This window comes from Mesorhizobium sp. Arg314, from assembly GCF_053714275.1.
Window position 1 is genome coordinate 1 of sequence record NZ_JBSKBP010000032.1, and the last position, 15,058, is coordinate 15,058.

General features: G+C 64.6%; 16 protein-coding genes. 12 read left to right on the top strand and 4 right to left on the bottom strand.

Going from position 1 to position 15,058, the window contains the following annotated elements; translation table 11 throughout:
• Positions 1-294: 294 nt before the first annotated feature.
• The gene (locus tag ACWGS9_RS25840) at positions 295-1,332 is read right to left on the bottom strand and encodes a LacI family DNA-binding transcriptional regulator (protein WP_454507919.1); all 1,038 of its coding nucleotides are present in this window, start codon (positions 1,330-1,332) and stop codon (positions 295-297) included.
• Positions 1,333-1,616: 284 nt separating this feature from the next.
• Here ACWGS9_RS25840 and ACWGS9_RS25845 point away from each other — a divergent pair, with 284 nt between their 5' ends.
• From ACWGS9_RS25845 to ACWGS9_RS25875, 7 genes are all read left to right on the top strand, one after another.
• On the top strand, positions 1,617-2,636 hold the full coding sequence (locus tag ACWGS9_RS25845) for a sterol desaturase family protein (RefSeq protein WP_454507920.1): 1,020 nt from the start codon (positions 1,617-1,619) through the stop codon (positions 2,634-2,636).
• A gap of 95 nt (positions 2,637-2,731) precedes the next feature.
• A complete protein-coding gene (locus tag ACWGS9_RS25850; RefSeq protein WP_454507921.1) occupies positions 2,732-3,712 on the top strand; it encodes a sugar ABC transporter substrate-binding protein in 981 nt (326 codons plus the stop codon).
• Between the two features lie 170 nt (positions 3,713-3,882).
• Positions 3,883-4,884 (top strand): ABC transporter permease, encoded by a 1,002-nt coding sequence (locus ACWGS9_RS25855; RefSeq protein WP_454507972.1) that lies wholly within the window; start codon positions 3,883-3,885, stop codon positions 4,882-4,884.
• Complete coding sequence (locus tag ACWGS9_RS25860; protein WP_454507922.1) at positions 4,884-5,717, top strand: ATP-binding cassette domain-containing protein; 834 nt, start codon at positions 4,884-4,886, stop codon at positions 5,715-5,717. Before ACWGS9_RS25855 ends, ACWGS9_RS25860 begins: the two co-directional genes overlap by 1 nt.
• A gap of 98 nt (positions 5,718-5,815) precedes the next feature.
• Positions 5,816-6,127 carry a MocE family 2Fe-2S type ferredoxin gene (locus ACWGS9_RS25865; protein ID WP_454507973.1) on the top strand — a complete coding sequence of 104 codons (312 nt, stop codon included), beginning with the start codon at positions 5,816-5,818 and terminating at the stop codon, positions 6,125-6,127.
• A gap of 1 nt (position 6,128) precedes the next feature.
• Positions 6,129-6,911, top strand: coding sequence for a TIM barrel protein (locus ACWGS9_RS25870; RefSeq protein ID WP_454507923.1), 783 nt, complete (start codon positions 6,129-6,131; stop codon positions 6,909-6,911).
• 10 nt (positions 6,912-6,921) lie between these two features.
• Positions 6,922-7,734, top strand: a complete 813-nt coding sequence (locus ACWGS9_RS25875; protein ID WP_454507924.1) for a 3-methyl-2-oxobutanoate hydroxymethyltransferase — start codon at positions 6,922-6,924, stop codon at positions 7,732-7,734.
• Between the two features lie 201 nt (positions 7,735-7,935).
• Here ACWGS9_RS25875 and ACWGS9_RS25880 read toward each other — a convergent pair whose 3' ends face one another.
• Positions 7,936-8,601 (bottom strand): ArsR/SmtB family transcription factor, encoded by a 666-nt coding sequence (locus tag ACWGS9_RS25880; RefSeq protein ID WP_454507925.1) that lies wholly within the window; start codon positions 8,599-8,601, stop codon positions 7,936-7,938.
• A gap of 110 nt (positions 8,602-8,711) precedes the next feature.
• Between ACWGS9_RS25880 and ACWGS9_RS25885 the strand changes: the two genes are divergently transcribed.
• The 3 genes from ACWGS9_RS25885 to ACWGS9_RS25895 all read left to right on the top strand — a co-directional run bounded on the left by ACWGS9_RS25885 (position 8,712) and on the right by ACWGS9_RS25895 (position 11,898).
• Positions 8,712-9,443: an MBL fold metallo-hydrolase gene (locus ACWGS9_RS25885; protein ID WP_454507926.1), complete on the top strand. Its 732-nt coding sequence runs from the start codon at positions 8,712-8,714 to the stop codon at positions 9,441-9,443.
• Complete coding sequence (locus tag ACWGS9_RS25890; RefSeq protein WP_454507927.1) at positions 9,440-10,702, top strand: MFS transporter; 1,263 nt, start codon at positions 9,440-9,442, stop codon at positions 10,700-10,702. Before ACWGS9_RS25885 ends, ACWGS9_RS25890 begins: the two co-directional genes overlap by 4 nt.
• Before the next feature lie 107 nt (positions 10,703-10,809).
• Complete coding sequence (locus ACWGS9_RS25895; RefSeq protein ID WP_454507928.1) at positions 10,810-11,898, top strand: acyltransferase family protein; 1,089 nt, start codon at positions 10,810-10,812, stop codon at positions 11,896-11,898.
• A 26-nt stretch (positions 11,899-11,924) separates the two neighbouring features.
• On the opposite strand, the gene ACWGS9_RS25900 is transcribed toward ACWGS9_RS25895, so the two are convergent.
• Positions 11,925-12,572 carry a Vgb family protein gene (locus ACWGS9_RS25900; protein ID WP_454507929.1) on the bottom strand — a complete coding sequence of 216 codons (648 nt, stop codon included), beginning with the start codon at positions 12,570-12,572 and terminating at the stop codon, positions 11,925-11,927.
• A gap of 38 nt (positions 12,573-12,610) precedes the next feature.
• Positions 12,611-13,831 (bottom strand): helix-turn-helix domain-containing protein, encoded by a 1,221-nt coding sequence (locus tag ACWGS9_RS25905; protein ID WP_454507930.1) that lies wholly within the window; start codon positions 13,829-13,831, stop codon positions 12,611-12,613.
• Positions 13,832-13,955: 124 nt separating this feature from the next.
• On the opposite strand from ACWGS9_RS25905, the gene ACWGS9_RS25910 reads away from it, so the two are divergent.
• A complete protein-coding gene (locus ACWGS9_RS25910) occupies positions 13,956-14,705 on the top strand; it encodes a DUF899 domain-containing protein (protein WP_454507931.1) in 750 nt (249 codons plus the stop codon).
• A gap of 104 nt (positions 14,706-14,809) precedes the next feature.
• Positions 14,810-15,046 (top strand): hypothetical protein, encoded by a 237-nt coding sequence (locus ACWGS9_RS25915; RefSeq protein WP_454507932.1) that lies wholly within the window; start codon positions 14,810-14,812, stop codon positions 15,044-15,046.
• The last annotated feature ends 12 nt before the right edge of the window (positions 15,047-15,058 follow it).

Below are 15,058 nucleotides of genomic sequence, written 5' to 3' on the forward strand. Positions count from 1 at the left end.
AGCCGCATGCTCGACCAGCCACCAGCGCTCTATGCAGACGTCCGCGACAGACGCTGGCACACGCCGAAACACAAATCTCCATAGCTCACCGCCTGCTGACCGCGGGTTCCTGCATGAGAGGCTTTCGTACGCCTCACGGCACCCGAAACCCTTCAGCATCTCGGCCGTTTTCTGGCGTGTTGGACTTTGTCCAAGAGCGGACGTCCGTGGAAAGCTATGCGTCGATGCCAGAAATGTCGTGCCCCATCTCGCCCCGTGATATGAAGCGCCTAACGCTGTGCTGTAATCTCTGCTCTAAATATTCTCCCGCGTGTATACCTCGAACGGCAAGATGGCGGTCAAATTGCCACCATCGTTCGGGGCGGAAACGGCGTGGACCATACCGGTCAGCGCTTCGAGCGCGATTCGGGCGAGCGGGTGCGAGATGATGAAGGTCAGCGTGCCGTCGAGCAGCGCCGGGCGGGTCGACTCCATCAACTCATAGCCGACGACGACGATGCTGCCGGCGCGGCCGGTGGAGCGCAGGGCCGCGATAGTGCCGGTGATGCCACCACCGGCGACATAGAGGCCGGACAGATCCGGATTTTCGTTCAGCAGCTTCTCGGTCATCTCCTGCGCGATGGCGCTGGATTCGAAGGTCAGCAGCGGCTCCAGCAGCGTGAAATCAGGGGCGTGCTCGCGGAAATAGGAGCGGAAGCCGCTCTCGTTCATTTCCTGGCAGCGATAGCGGTGATTGCCGACAAGGATGCCGAGCTTGCCGGGCGCCTTGCAGACATGCTCGAACACCCAGGCCGCGGTGCGGCCGACCTTCCAGCCGTCCAGCCCGATGTAATGAACCTGACCCGTCGCCGATATCTGCGAGATCAGCGCAAACACCGGCACGTTGCGGGCCTGCAGCGCATCGACCGCCTGGGTGACAAGCGGATGGACGGCGGCGACGACGCCGACGGCGTCGCATTCGGCGCCGAGCGCCAGCAGGCGCGCTCCGACGGTCTGCGGCGACAGGTCGTCAAGAAACTCGATGCGCAGCTCAATCTCGCAGTCGGGCATGGTCGGCGCCACCGCGCGCAGCGCCTCGGCGATGTTGCGGTAGAAGGCGCGGCCGGGCTGGTGCAGCAGGAAGCCAAAGCGGTAGTGCGGCCTGGCGGCCGCTATGCGGCTGCGCAGCGCGCCCGTGCCGTAGAAGCCGATCTGCTCGGCCGCCAGCCTGACGCGCTCGCGCGTGCCTTGGCGAACGGCGCCAGCGCCGCTCAGTACCCGGTTGACGGTGGCCACCGAAACATTCGCCTCGGCGGCCACATCCCTGATCGTCGGCCGCTTGTGCTGATCCATTTCGTCTCATCCGCCTGTAGCAATTGATACGAAGATATCATTTATCGTGCCAGATTGATATGGATGACACAATCAGTTTGGAACAAACATTCTATTCTTGATTCATTTTGGATCAAGATGTTTATCTCGTCAAAAGCAAGCAAGGCGGACGCACCGCCAGCCTAGGGATAGCAGCAGCACAGCGCAGACGGGTTTCGCCCATCGCTCTCAGGCGGTGTGAGGCAGCGTGCGCGTGCGGCCCGTCCCAAGGCGTCGCAGGTGCGGCATTGCGGGTGGAGGATTGCATGGACGATCTCAAATACGGCGTGCGCGACAAGCGCGGCGACTGGAAGCCGAACGGACGCATCGAGGGAGCGCCGTTGTGGAACTGGCCGCCCAGGCTGCCGAAGATTCTGGCGTGGCTGCCCGGCTATATCTGGCCGTGGAATGCTTTCCACATGGCGACCGCGCTGCTCTACTGGTTCTATATCGTCCCGAGCGTCGAGACGATGAAGACGATCAGCTGGGGCTGGGCGCTGTGGCTCTACGCCGTCAATGCGGCGGCGATCCTCGTCTTCTACGGCATCTTCGAGCTGCGCTACTACATCAAGCGAACCCAGGCGACGCGGTTCAAGTACAACCACAAATTCCCTGCCGACGCGCCCTCCGACGTGTTCTGGTTCCAGAGCCAGAACCTCGACAACTTCCTGCGCTCGTTCTTCATCACCATTCCGCTATGGACGGTGGTCGAAGTCGTCTTCCTGTGGTGCTTTGCCAATGGCTACGTGCCGTGGGTCGACTGGCAAGATCACCCCGTCTACCTCGCCGCACTTGTGCTGGTCGCGCCGGCCATCCACGAGGTGCATTTCTTCTTCATCCACCGCCTGATCCACTGGGCCCCGCTCTATCGCTGGATCCATTCGGTCCACCACAACTCGATCAATCCGTCGCCGTGGTCATCGCTGTCGATGCATCCGGTGGAGGGGTTCCTCTATCACGCGGTCGCCTTCTGGCATCTGGTCATCCCGTCCAATCCCATTGTCGCGCTGTTCCAGCTGCATATCGCCGGCTTCGGCGCCGTCAATGGCCATCTCGGCTTCGACAAGCTCGAGGTGAGCGAGGACACGGCCGTCGATAGCCACGCCTACACACACTACCTGCACCACAAATTTTTCGAGGTGAACTATGGCGGTGACGGGCTGATCCCGCTCGATCGATGGTTCGGCACCTGGCACGACGGCACCAAGCAAGGCGACGCCATGATGGACGCCCGCTTCCAGAAAAAGAAGGAACGTATGAACGCCAAGGCCGCGGCGAACCATTGATCAAGCGACGCAACGCGCAACGGGAGAGGTGCGCGCCTGCGGATGAATCGATTTTTTCTAAACCCGTCTGACGACGGCAACCGGGAGGAAATGAAATGAAAAACATCACGAAACTGTTGACCGCGATCATGCTTGCGGGCGTGGCGGCGACATCGGCCACCTCGGCCATGGCTGACGGCGCGAAGATCTTCGTCATCGGCGGCAAGGCCGACGACCCGTTCTGGTCGAAGGTCAAGAAGGGCGCCGACGATGCCGGCAAGGTCGCCGAACTGACCGGCGGCTCGGTCACCTGGCTGGGTCCGCAGAACTACGACAATCTCGGCCCCGACGCGGCCAAGCTGATCCGCACCGCGCTGAGCCAGAAGCCAAGCGCCATTGTCGGTCCTGACTGGGTGCCGGAGGCCATGGACGACGCCTTCAAGGACGTCGTTGCCGCGGGTGTGCCGCTCATCATCTACAATTCCGGCGGCATGGACGCGGCCAAGCGGCTCGGCGCCATGAACTATGTCGGCAATGAAGAATACGCCGCTGGCCTGGGCGGCGGCACCTATTACGGCAGCCATGGTTCCAAGAACGTGCTGTGCGTCAACACTTTGCCGGGCGCCACCAACACCGAAGACCGCTGCAAGGGCATTGCCGACGCGATCGCCAAGCGCGGCGGCAAATCAAGCCAGCTGCCGCTGCCTTCCTCCAGCTTCGGCAACCCGACCGCTGTCGCAGAGGCGATCAAGGCCGCCGTGCTGAAGGACAACACCATCGACGGCGTCATCACCATCAGCGCCGGCGACGCCAACAGTGCGGCCAACGCCATCAGCCAGGCCAATGTCGGCGACAAGGTCAAGCTGGCGTCGTTCGACATGGATGAAACCGGCCTGCAGCGCATCAAGGCCGGCACGCAGATGTTCGCGGTCGACCAGCAGCCTTACCTGCAGGGCTATCTCGCGGTGTCGCTGCTGAACGGCCTGGTCAACTATGGGCTCGACCTGCCGACGAAACCGGTGTTGACCGGACCGGGGATCGTGGACGCCGCCAATGTCGATGCGACGATGGCAGGTGCCGCGGCCGGCGCCCGATAGCTCGCTCGGAGTGTCCGGCCCTCCGTGGGCCGGACATCATCAGCCCCGCGCCGCCGCCGAAAGGTCGCGCCAGGCTCCCTATTATTCAAGCCAGGGACACTTCGATGATATCCCAAGCCCATCACCAACCTTCCGTGGCGACGGCTGCGCCGTTCGTTCCGCGGTCTTCGATGCCCTCGATCGGCAGCCTCGTGCGCCGCCCCGAGGTCGGCTCGCTGATCGGCATGATCGCAGTCCTGATCTTCTTCTCAATCTTCGGCGGCGCCAATTTCATGTCGGCCGGCGGCGCCGCGAGTTGGCTCAACGTCGCCTCGGAACTCGGCATCATCGCGCTTCCCATCGGGTTGCTGATGATCGCCGGGCATCTCGATCTCTCCGTTGGCTCGATGGTCCCCGCCAGTTCGATGACCATTGCCATCCTGTCGGGCCACTACGACCTGCCGATCATCGTCGGCATCCTCGCCGCGCTTGGCCTTGGGCTCGCCGTCGGCTTCATCAACGGCGTGCTGGTCATCCGCACCAAAGTGCCGTCCTTCGTCGTTACGCTCGCCACGCTGTTCGCATTGGCTGGCCTGACACTCGGCCTCTCGGTCATCCTGTCCGGCAGCACCAGCGTCGCGCTGAAGAGTGGCTCCACCGCCAAGCTGCTGTTCGGCGACTATCTCGGCGGCAAGTTCGAGGTGACGCTGTTCTGGTGGATCGCCGCCGTTTTGATCGTCGGCTTCATCCTGAACTTCTCGCGCTTCGGCAACTGGATCCTGGCCATGGGCGGCGACGCCGTCAGCGCCCGCAATGCCGGCATCCCGACCGACCGGGTGACCATCGCGCTGTTTATGAGCAGCGGCCTGTGCGCCTCTTTTGTCGGCATGTCGCAGGCGATCCTCTACAACAGTGCCCAGGTGGCCGCCGGCCAGTCCTTCATCTTCAACTCGATCATCGCGGTGGTCATCGGCGGCGTGCTGCTCACCGGCGGCTACGGATCGGTGGTCGGCATCGTTTTGGGCACGCTGACCTTCGCCATCGTCAATCAGGGCATTTTCTACACCGGCTTCGACGCCAACTGGGCAAGCCTGATCATCGGCGTCCTGCTGCTGGCGGCCGTGCTGATGAACAACACTTTCCGTACCATGGCGTTGACCTACGCGCCGCGCACCAAATCGAGGGCTCGCTGATGACACCGCCCCTGCTCAGGCTGACCGGGATCAACAAGTCGTTCGGTCCGATCGACGTGCTCCACGATATCTCGCTCGAGGTCAACAGAGGTGAGGTGCTGTGCCTGCTCGGCGACAATGGCGCCGGCAAGTCGACGCTGATCAAGATCCTCTCCGGTGTCCACAGGCCGACGTCGGGCACGATGGAAATGGACGGCAGATCAGTCGCCTTCGACAGCCCCCGCGACGCCAGCGACCATGGCATCGCTACCGTCCACCAGTTCGGCGGGACATTCCCGCTGATGAGCATCGGCCGCTCCTTCTTCGTCGGCGCCGAGCCGACGCGGCGCTGGGGGCCGCTGACCATCTACGACCGCAAGCGGGCCAACGAGATCGCCGTCACCGAGATGCGCCAGCTCGGCATCACCCGCATCGACGACGGCGACCGCCTCGTCGGCGGACTGTCAGGTGGCGAACGCCAGGCGCTGGCGATCGCACGCGCCGTGCATTTCGGCGCCAGCGTGCTGATCCTCGACGAGCCGACCGCGGCGCTCGGCGTCAAGGAGGCGGCGCACGTACTGCGCATCGTGCTCCAGGCGCGCCGCAAGGGCATCGCGGTGATCTTTATCACCCACAATGTCGTCCATGCGCTGACCGTTGGTGACCACTTCGCCGTCCTCATCAGGGGCGCCAAGGCCGCCGATTTCCGCAAGGGCGAGAAAAGCCGCGAGGCGATCACCGACCTGATGGCGGGGGGCGAACAGATGGCCGAGCTTGAGGCCGAGATCGAGAGCTTCTCCATGGCTGATGACGGGCATGCGCCGCATGGCGCAAGCCATATGCGTGACCAGTGAAGACGCCCATCTCCTCCTCCCGGGCATCTTCCTGTGCGGCCGGCGGAATTCTGCCGGCCGCATTTTCGACCAACCAAAGAACAGACGGCAGAGTGACAATGGCAAAATGGATTGATGCGTGCGCGACCGATGACATCGATGAAGAGGACGTCATCCGCTTCGATCACGAGGGCCGGACATTCGCCATCTACCGCAGCCCCGACGATGCATTCTTCTGCACCGATGGGCTGTGCACGCATGAGAAGGTGCATCTGAGCGATGGGCTGGTTATGGAACACAGGATCGAATGCCCGAAGCACAACGGCGTGTTCGATTACCGGACCGGTGAAGCGCTGCGCGCACCGGTCTGCGTGAACCTGAAAACCTACACCACGAAGGTCGAGGACGGCCGCGTGTTCATCGCGGTCTGACATGTCCGATACTTTTACGCTTGCGGCTTGCGTCGAAATGCTGTGGCGCGACAAGCCGATGGAATGGCGCGTGCGGCGCCTTACCGAAATGGGCTTCCAAGTCGGTCTCTGGAACTGGCCCGAGCATGACCTTGCTATGCTCGAGAAATCCGGCGCGACTTTCTCGATCATGAACGGCTATCTGCGCGGCAGGCTTGCCGATGACGAGGGTGCGGCTGAACTTTTGAAGACGGCGAAGGAGACGGCGGCGGTCGGCAAGCGCCTCGGCGTTGCGCGGCACAATCTGCACGGCACCGGGCTGGGCGATGGCGGCCTGCCCGTCACCCCTTGTGAGACTGTCACCGGCGCGATGTGGCTCAAGGCGCGCGACACGCTGAACCGCATCGCCGACCTTGCCGAGGCGGAAGGCGTGACCTTCACGCTGGAGAATCTGAACCTGCCGGTCGACCATCCCGGCGTGCCGTTTGGCCGCGCGGAAGACACGCTTGCGCTGGTATCGAGCATCAACCGACCGGGCCTGCGCCTCAATCTCGATCTCTACCATGCACAGATCGGCGAAGGGAACCTGATCGAGCTCTGCCGCGCCTGCCTGCCGTGGATCGGCGAGGTCCAGGTGGCCGACGTCCCTGGACGCGTGGAGCCCGGCAGCGGCGAGATCAATTACCGGGGCATCGCCCGTGCCCTGAAAAACATGGGCTATCGCGGAGCGGTTGGCATGGAAGCGTTTGCCTCCGGCGACCCCGAAGCGGCGCTGCAAGCCTTTCGCGAAGCTTTCACTGAGTGAGGGAAAAAGAATGGTTACCAAGAACAGCCGACCGACCGTGGCCGACATCCGCGCCATGAAGGGCCGCGGCCAGAAGATTTCCATGCTCTACGTCACCTCGCTCGAAGAGGCGGCGGCGGCCGACGCGGCCGGCGTAGACATGCTTTCGATCGAGGGTCGCTTCTTCTCGCCCGAGATGCGCGAGGCGGCGGGCCGCTGCTTCGTACAGGTCGGGCTGCCTTACGGGCCCTCCGGCAATCTGGTCACGGCGGAGGACTATCTGAAAACCGCCTACCACTTCATGCGCATCGGCGGCGACTGCTTCTACTGTGCGGCCTCGCTCGATATCCAGAAGACGCTCTGCGACAACGCCGTGCCTGTCGTTGCCCATGTTGGCCTGATCCCCTCGCAATGCACTTGGACCGGCGGTTTCAAGGCTGTCGGCAGGACGGCCGAGAGCGCGCGTGCGGTGTGGGACCACGTCAAACGCCTTGAAGCCATTCGCTGCTTCGGCGCCGAGCTGGAAGTGGTGCCAGACCGCATTGCCGACCTGATTACCAGGAGCACGCCGATGATCATGCTTGGGATGGGCGCCGGACCGCATGCCGACGCGCAGTATCTGTTCAGCGAGGACGTGCTCGGCCACACCACCGGCCACAAGCCGCGCCATGCAAAGACCTACCGCAACTTCGCCGCCGAGTATGAGCGGCTGCAGCACGAGCGCATCGCCGCCTATCGCGAATTCATCGCCGACGTCCAGACCGGCGCCTATCCCGAGCCACAGCATGTGGTTCAGATCACTGATGACGAGTTCTCCACCTTCAGGACCGCTCTCAGGCTTTAGGAACAGGCCGCGAGATTCTCTTGAAGGTCAGCTATCTCCGCTACTCTGCTCGAGCCGAACGACGCTCAACGCGAGCGCGACGACCGGTTCGTGATCTCTACCTCAACCGCAGGCGCCCCTCCCGCGCAGCGGGTTCGTTCTGCGGCCCCTTAGCGGACTTTCGGCTCGCGAACATTCCGCGCCATCTAATTAGCCACACCGTCAGCCGGCCACTTCCACCGGCAGGCCGGCGGCTTTCCATTCCGGCATGCCGTCTTCCAGGCGACGCGCGGAATGCCCCAGAGAGCGCAGCGCGGCTACCGCCTCGAAGGACATGACGCACCAGGGGCCGCGACAGTAGGCGACGACTTCTCGGCTGGTGTCGGCACTATAGGACCAGGCCTTGATTTCGCCGAGCGGGACATTGATAGCGCCGGGCACATGGCCGAGTGCGAACTCGTCCGGCGGACGGACATCGATCAGCGTCACCAGCCCATCGCGCATCAGCGCCTGGAGTTCCTCGCGCCCGACGGGCCGCATGCCATCGCGCGCTTCGAAATAGCCGCGCACGATGCGGTCGACTTCGGCAAGGCGCCGCTCGGCAACCGCGCGCACTGAGGCGAAGGCGGAAAGCACGCTCTCATCCGCAAGCGAATAATGCACGAACTTGCCGTCGCGCTCGGCCGAGACGAGGCCGGCACGGCGAAGCGCCTGCAGGTGCTGGGAGATGTTGGCTATCGGTTGGCCGAGCTTGGCCGCCAACGCTTCGACACCGCGCGCGCCTTGCGCCAGATGCTCGATCATCTCCAGGCGCAGCGGGTGGCCGAGCGCCTTGGCGACGATGGCGAACTGTTCGTAGAGCGCCTGTTTCGGATTGCGGATTGACATCGGCCTTTCTGCGACGCATCGTCATTCAATAGAATAATTGAATGACGATTTCGAGTTGCTGTCAAGCCGGGCGGCTGCCCGGCGCGGTTTGTCCATTCGGAGGGAAGGCGATGATTCTGAGACAGTTCCTGCACACTGACCCGGTCGCCGCTTCCTATCTGTTCGGCTGCGGCGGCAAGGCGTCCGCGGCGGTCGTCGATCCGGTCGGCGACATCGCCCCCTATGTCGAGGCGGCACGCGCGACCGGCATGCGCATCCTTTATGTCGTCGACACCCATATCCATGCCGACCATATCTCGGCCGGCCGCTCGCTGGCCGAGGCGACGGGCGCCGACTACGTGCTCTTCGAGGGTGCCGAGGCGGACTTCCCGTTCCGGCGCGTGAAGGACGGCGAAGTGCTCGAGCTCGGCAATGTCACGGCGACGGTCATGCACACGCCAGGCCATACGCCGGAGCATCTGAGCCTGCTCGTCACGGACCGGACACGGTCGACCGAACCTTGGTTCGTGCTCACCGGGCACACGCTGATGGTCGGCGATCTCGGCCGGACCGAACTTGCTTCGAGCGCCGAGGACGGGGCGCGTGCACTGTTCTCCAGCGTGTGCCGGCTGAAGGAATTGCCTGACCATATCGAGGTGATGCCCGGCGCTTATTCCGGTTCGGTCTGCGGGCGCTCGCTGAGCGGCAAGCCGACATCGACAATCGGCTTCGAGCGGCGCTTCAACAAAGCCTTCCGCATCGAGGACGAGGACCGGTTCGTCGCCGCCATGACCGCCGACATCCCTCCCCCGCCGCCGGAGGCCGCCCGGACGCGGGCCATCAACGCCGGAGCGAAATCTTGAGCACAGCGGCGCCCGCCGTCGCGCTCGGCCTCAAGGCCAACTGGAAGCAGTTCGCGCTTTTGGTGCTGATCAACGCTTTCGTCGGCGGCATGGTCGGCATCGAAAGGACCGTCGTGCCGTTGATCGGCGCGGAGGAATTCGGCGTCGCTTCCACCACGCTCATCGTGTCCTTTATCGTCAGCTTTGGCGTGGTCAAGGCCTGCGCCAACCTCATCTCCGGCCAGCTTGCCGACATATGGGGCCGCAAGCGCGTGCTGATCCTCGGCTGGCTGTTCGGCCTGCCGGTGCCGTTCATCATCATCTGGGCGCCGAGCTGGGGCTGGATCGTCGCCGCCAATGCGCTGCTCGGCATCAACCAGGGGTTTGCCTGGTCGATGACGGTGATCATGAAGGTCGATCTGGTCGGGCCGAAGTCGCGCGGGCTTGCCGTCGGTCTCAACGAGTTCGCCGGCTACCTCGCCGTCGGCGTCACCGCTTTCCTGACCGGCTATCTCGCGAGCCGCTACGGGCTGCGTCCGGTGCCGATCTATCTCGGCGTCGGCTACGCGGTCCTCGGTGCCGCGCTATCGATCCTGCTTGTGCGCGACACGCGCGAGCATGTGCGGCTGGAGCTGGCGAACCATCCAAAACAGGCTTCGCCGCTCAGCTTCCGCGAGATCTTCATGCTGACCTCGGTCGGCGATCGCAACCTGTTCGCCGCATCGCAAGCCGGCCTGGTCAACAATCTGAATGACGGCATGAGCTGGGGCTTGTTTCCGCTCTTCTTCGTCGCCAATGGGCTCGGCGTCGAACGGATCGGCATCCTCAAGGCGGTTTATCCGGCGGTCTGGGGCGTCTTCCAGGTCGCGACCGGGCCGTTGAGCGACCGATGGGGCCGCAAGGGCCTGATCGTCGCCGGCATGTGGGTGCAGGCGGCGGGGCTTCTCACCACCGCCATGACGCGCGATTTCGGCTGGTGGCTACTGGCGAGCCTGCTGCTCGGCGTCGGCACGGCGATGGTCTATCCAAGCCTGATCGCGGCGGTGTCGGACGCCTCGCATCCGTCCTGGCGGGCGCGCTCGCTCAGCGTCTACCGCTTCTGGCGCGACCTCGGCTATGCCCTTGGCGCCCTCTGCGCGGGCCTGATCGCCGACTTCTTCGGCTTCTCCGCGGCGATCGCGGCCATTGCGGCGCTGACCTTCCTGTCGGGTGCGATCGTCGCGATAGCAATGCGCGAGACGCGTGCCGCCCCCGTGGTTCCGACATCAGCCGATAGTTGAGACCTCCTCCGAAACGAGGGCCGCGTTTACGTTAATGGAAGCTTGATGCTGCGCGGGATTTGGCTGTCCGCTACAATTCGGACAGGTACAATTCCTCGAGATCGCGCATGAGCAGCCCGAACCGCATGCCGTGGGTGGACACGGCAAAAGGCCTTTCCATCATCCTGGTGGTGATGATGTATTCGGCCTACAACACCGGCGAGTACACCGGCGGCATCGGCTTCCTGCATTATGCCATCGGCTTCGCGACGCCGTTCCGCATGCCGGAATTCTTCCTGATCTCGGGCCTGTTCCTGTCGCAGGTGATCGACCGGCCGTGGCGCCGCTATATCGATCGCCGCGTCGTCCATTATCTCTATTTCTACGTGCTGTGGGCGATCATCTCGATCGGGCTCAAGATCGGCATCTTCAGCGGCGATCCAGCCGGCATGCTGCACGACCTCGCCATGGCCGTCGTCCAGCCCTACGGCGTCCTGTGGTTCATCTACATGCTGGCGGTTTTCGGGCTCGCCGCACGCGCCCTGCGCGAGGTCAGCGTGCCGCACTGGCTCGTGATCGCGGCCGCCGCCGCGCTGCAGATGTGGGCACCGCAGTCCGAGAGCTACGCGCTGACCCAGTTCGCGGCTTATTTCGTCTTCTTCTATCTCGGCTTCGTCCTGGCGCCGCCGGTGTTCCGGCTGGTCGCGTGGACGCAAGCTCGTCCGGCGCTCGCCGTTGCTGGCCTGGTCGTCTGGGCGATCGTCAACGGTCTGCTCGTCTATTCGCCCGGCTACGCCGTGCAGCCGGTCGGCATGCAGATGGGCCTGGCGGCATGGCCGCCGCTGCATTTCCTGCTTGCCGTCGCCGGCGCGGTGGCGCTATGCGTTGCCGGCGGTTTCCTGTCGAAATTCGCCTCGATGGAATGGCTGCGCTGGCTCGGCGAGCATTCGCTGGTCGTCTATGTCGCCTTCACCATCCCGATGTCGATCTTCCGTGGCGCAGCGCTTGCAAGCGGCCTTCTGACCGACACCGGAATGCTGAGCCTCGCGGTGCTGGTCGTCTCGGTCATCAGCCCGGTGGTTGTCTATTTCATCGTCAAGCGCATCGGCTTCGGCACCTTCCTGTTCGAACGGCCGGCCTGGGCGCATATCGACGGGCCGACCGCTACGAAGGTTTCCGGCAAAGCCATATCGCGGCCGGCGCGCGAGGCGGCCTGATCAAGCCGCCCTATTCGGGGTGTCGATCACTTGCCGGCATCGTATCCAGGACGGCGCACGGCGCGGACCTTGCCGCTGCCGCCACCGCCGCAGAAGAAGCAGCCCGCGCCGTCGGATTCCAGCCCGGACACGCCCATTCCAGCCGGCATCTCCAGCGTCTGCAGCACCTCGCCCGTCTTCGGATCGACACGGCGGATGTCGCTCTCCTCGCCCTCCCAGGTGCCATGCCAGAGCTCGCCATCGACCCAGGTGACGCCGGTGACGACACGATTGGATTCTATGGTGCGGATGATCTTGCCGGTCTCGGGATCGATCTGATGGATGCTGCGGGCCCGATGCTGGCCGACCCAGAGCGAGCCCTCGGCCCAGGCAAGACCTGAGTCGCCGCCATTGCCCGGCGCCGGTATGGTGGCGACGATCTTGCCGGTGCCCGGATCGATCTTGTGAATGCGGTCCTCGGCGATCTGGTAGAGATGCTTGCCGTCGAAGGCTGTGCCGGCATGCGAAGCGACATCGATCGACTTCACGATCGCGCCGCTCTCAGGATCAAGGGCGTTCACCTTGTCGCCATCGGCGAACCAGACACTCTTGCCGTCATAGGTGACGCCATTGACGCGCTCGGCGCCCGGAAATGGTCCGTATTCACGCAGGATCTCGGCGGCGGCTCTTTTCATTTTTCCAATCTCCATCAACCTGAACGTTGTAAGGCAGACTAATCGCTCGGCAGCGGGCCCGGGAGTAACAAGACCGTCGGGAATCCGGTCACCGGCGGCATCATCCAACGACGGGCGCGGCCGCGGCCGACGGCCTGCACCTTGTCCTGCGCCGAAAGCTGCTCCAGCGCGCGCTGGACGGTGCGGGCGCTGGCGCCGAGCGCGATCGCCAGCGCCGAGCTCGACCAGGCCTCGCCGTCGGTCAAGAAGGCGAGGACCGCGCCGTGCTCGTCTTCGACCGGCGGCGCCAGCACGACGACCTCGGCGGCCTTCAGCGGCGTCAGCACAAAACCGGCAGCCGTCGCACTGATCTCGGCCAGCGCACCGAGCTCGGCGCGCAGCCGCCCCATCTCGACCCTGAGCCGCGCGCGGTGCGATTCATCGGCATGCCTTGCCCGGAAGGCGCGCCTCAGCAGCATTTCGCGCGATGCGTCGGCCGGCCATGCCTCGGCGAGCGTGCGCGCCAGCGCGAACAGCACGGGCCGGGTCGCCAGCGAAACCACCACGTCGACTTCACGCACGACATTGCGGCAGGCATCGATGACCAGCGCACCCGAACTCAGCAGAGCCTCGACCTCGTCGAGCAGCAGCTCTTTCTGCACGCCTCGCGCGATCAGCCGGCCGACCGGCGTGTTCAGAACCAGCGACGCCGCTTCGACTTCGGCCCGCAACGCCGGGATGTTGGCTTCGTAAGCGGCAAGCGATGCCCGCCCGAACGCCGAGCGCGCCGCTTTTGTCCTGAGACGCCTGACGGCGATGCCGGCGGCGGCGAGCTCATGCGCGACGCGGGCGACCGGCGGCAGCGGCGCCGGATCGAAATCCGAAAGCAGGCGCTCGGCCTCGTCGAGACGGCCGATCAGGATGAGCCGGCGCGCCTCGAGGCTGCCGGCATAGGCGGCGTTCAGCCGGTCGCCATGCGCCGCAAGCGTCGCGCGCGCGGATCGCAGCGCCCTCTCCGGCCAGCCGAGGTCGCGCGAGACCAGCGCGATCTCGGCCTCGGCGACGACGCAGCGTGCACGCGCCACAGCTTCCCGCGGACTGAAGGCGCGGGCGGCGTCCTTGAGCAACGCCTTGGCCTTGGCGAAATCGCCGAGCTGCGCCATCGCGATGCCGCGCAGCGCCAGCGCCGGCGCGTCGTCGCGCAGCGCGACGCGCCTCAAGGCTCCGAGCGGATCGCCCGCGGCAAGCGCGCGGCCGGCGGCATTGATCAGCGAGTCCATTCAATACCCGCCTCGGGACCCGCCCAAGCAAATCGCGTCACACTTGTAACTCTCACCATCGCAGCGTGCGGCCCTATGTCTGTCCTCGTCACCCCCAACCAAACCCAAGAACGGGACAAGAGCAATGACCCAACATATGAAGACACCGCCGGTCGTTTCGCAGGAAGCGTGGGAAGGCGCCTATGAAGAGATGCTGGTTAAGGAGAAGACCCTGACCCGCGCCCGCGACGCTTTGGCCGCCGAACGTCGCCGCATGCCGTGGATGGAAGTGAAGAAGGACTATGTCTTTGAAGGCCCTAACGGCAAGGTGAGCCTGCTCGACCTCTTCGAAGGCCGCCGCCAGCTCGTCGTCTACCGCGCCTTCTTCGAGCCGGGCGTCTTCGGCTGGCCGGAGCATGCCTGCCGCGGCTGCTCGCTCGGCGCCGACCAGGTCGGCAATCTCGCCCATCTCAACGCCCGCGACACCACGCTTGCCTATGCCTCGCGCGCCCCGCAGGCCGACATCCAGCGGCTGAAGCAGCGGATGGACTGGAAGATGCCCTGGTACACCATCACCGACAGCTGGGATAAGGATTTCGGCGTCGACGAATGGCACGGCCACAACGTCTTCATCCATGACGGCAAGCGCATCTTCCGCACCTACTTCGTCAACAACCGCGGCGACGAGGCGTTTGGCACCGTCTGGAGCTATCTCGACCTCACGCCGCTCGGCCGCCAGGAGGTGTGGGAGGATTCGCCCGAGGGCTATCCGCAAACCCAGACCTACAAGTGGTGGAACTGGCACGACAATTACGAAGCAGGCGCCGCCCCCGACCAGAGATGGGTCGAGGTGTCGGATGCCGGCGAAGCGGCGTTCCGCAACAAGGACGCCTGAGCCTGAAGCGTCTCCGGCGGCGCAAACCGCACGCCGCCGGAGCCGATCGCTTCGCCCTTGTTCCTATGGGCTTGAAAACCTGACCGCTTCAGAAGGTGGATATCATGAGCATCGACTCCCCTCGCCCAACCTGCCTGAGCGGCTTCGGCCTCGCCGACTGGCTTGGCCTCGCCGCCGCGCCGACCTTCGCCACGATGGCGCTGCTGACGGCTGCCTATGGCGGGCACGACATGATGTGCATGTCGGGCGGCTCAATGCTCGGCGGCATGGTGCCGATGTATCTCCTGATGGCGGCGTTCCACCTGGCGCCGTGGCTGCGGCTGGTGGCGAGGCGGGCGTGAGATCTTCGTTGA

Excerpts from the sequence above, each read along its gene's own strand:
- ACWGS9_RS25840 (WP_454507919.1), bottom strand. The coding sequence starts at position 1,332 with ATGGATCAGCACAAGCGGCCGACGATCAGGGATGTGGCCGCCGAGGCG.
- ACWGS9_RS25845 (WP_454507920.1), top strand. The coding sequence starts at position 1,617 with ATGGACGATCTCAAATACGGCGTGCGCGACAAGCGCGGCGACTGGAAG.
- ACWGS9_RS25850 (WP_454507921.1), top strand. The coding sequence starts at position 2,732 with ATGAAAAACATCACGAAACTGTTGACCGCGATCATGCTTGCGGGCGTG.
- ACWGS9_RS25855 (WP_454507972.1), top strand. The coding sequence starts at position 3,883 with ATGCCCTCGATCGGCAGCCTCGTGCGCCGCCCCGAGGTCGGCTCGCTG.
- ACWGS9_RS25860 (WP_454507922.1), top strand. The coding sequence starts at position 4,884 with ATGACACCGCCCCTGCTCAGGCTGACCGGGATCAACAAGTCGTTCGGT.
- ACWGS9_RS25865 (WP_454507973.1), top strand. The coding sequence starts at position 5,816 with ATGGCAAAATGGATTGATGCGTGCGCGACCGATGACATCGATGAAGAG.
- ACWGS9_RS25870 (WP_454507923.1), top strand. The coding sequence starts at position 6,129 with ATGTCCGATACTTTTACGCTTGCGGCTTGCGTCGAAATGCTGTGGCGC.
- ACWGS9_RS25875 (WP_454507924.1), top strand. The coding sequence starts at position 6,922 with ATGGTTACCAAGAACAGCCGACCGACCGTGGCCGACATCCGCGCCATG.
- ACWGS9_RS25880 (WP_454507925.1), bottom strand. The coding sequence starts at position 8,601 with ATGTCAATCCGCAATCCGAAACAGGCGCTCTACGAACAGTTCGCCATC.
- ACWGS9_RS25885 (WP_454507926.1), top strand. The coding sequence starts at position 8,712 with ATGATTCTGAGACAGTTCCTGCACACTGACCCGGTCGCCGCTTCCTAT.
- ACWGS9_RS25895 (WP_454507928.1), top strand. The coding sequence starts at position 10,810 with ATGAGCAGCCCGAACCGCATGCCGTGGGTGGACACGGCAAAAGGCCTT.
- ACWGS9_RS25900 (WP_454507929.1), bottom strand. The coding sequence starts at position 12,572 with ATGAAAAGAGCCGCCGCCGAGATCCTGCGTGAATACGGACCATTTCCG.
- ACWGS9_RS25905 (WP_454507930.1), bottom strand. The coding sequence starts at position 13,831 with ATGGACTCGCTGATCAATGCCGCCGGCCGCGCGCTTGCCGCGGGCGAT.
- ACWGS9_RS25910 (WP_454507931.1), top strand. The coding sequence starts at position 13,956 with ATGACCCAACATATGAAGACACCGCCGGTCGTTTCGCAGGAAGCGTGG.
- ACWGS9_RS25915 (WP_454507932.1), top strand. The coding sequence starts at position 14,810 with ATGAGCATCGACTCCCCTCGCCCAACCTGCCTGAGCGGCTTCGGCCTC.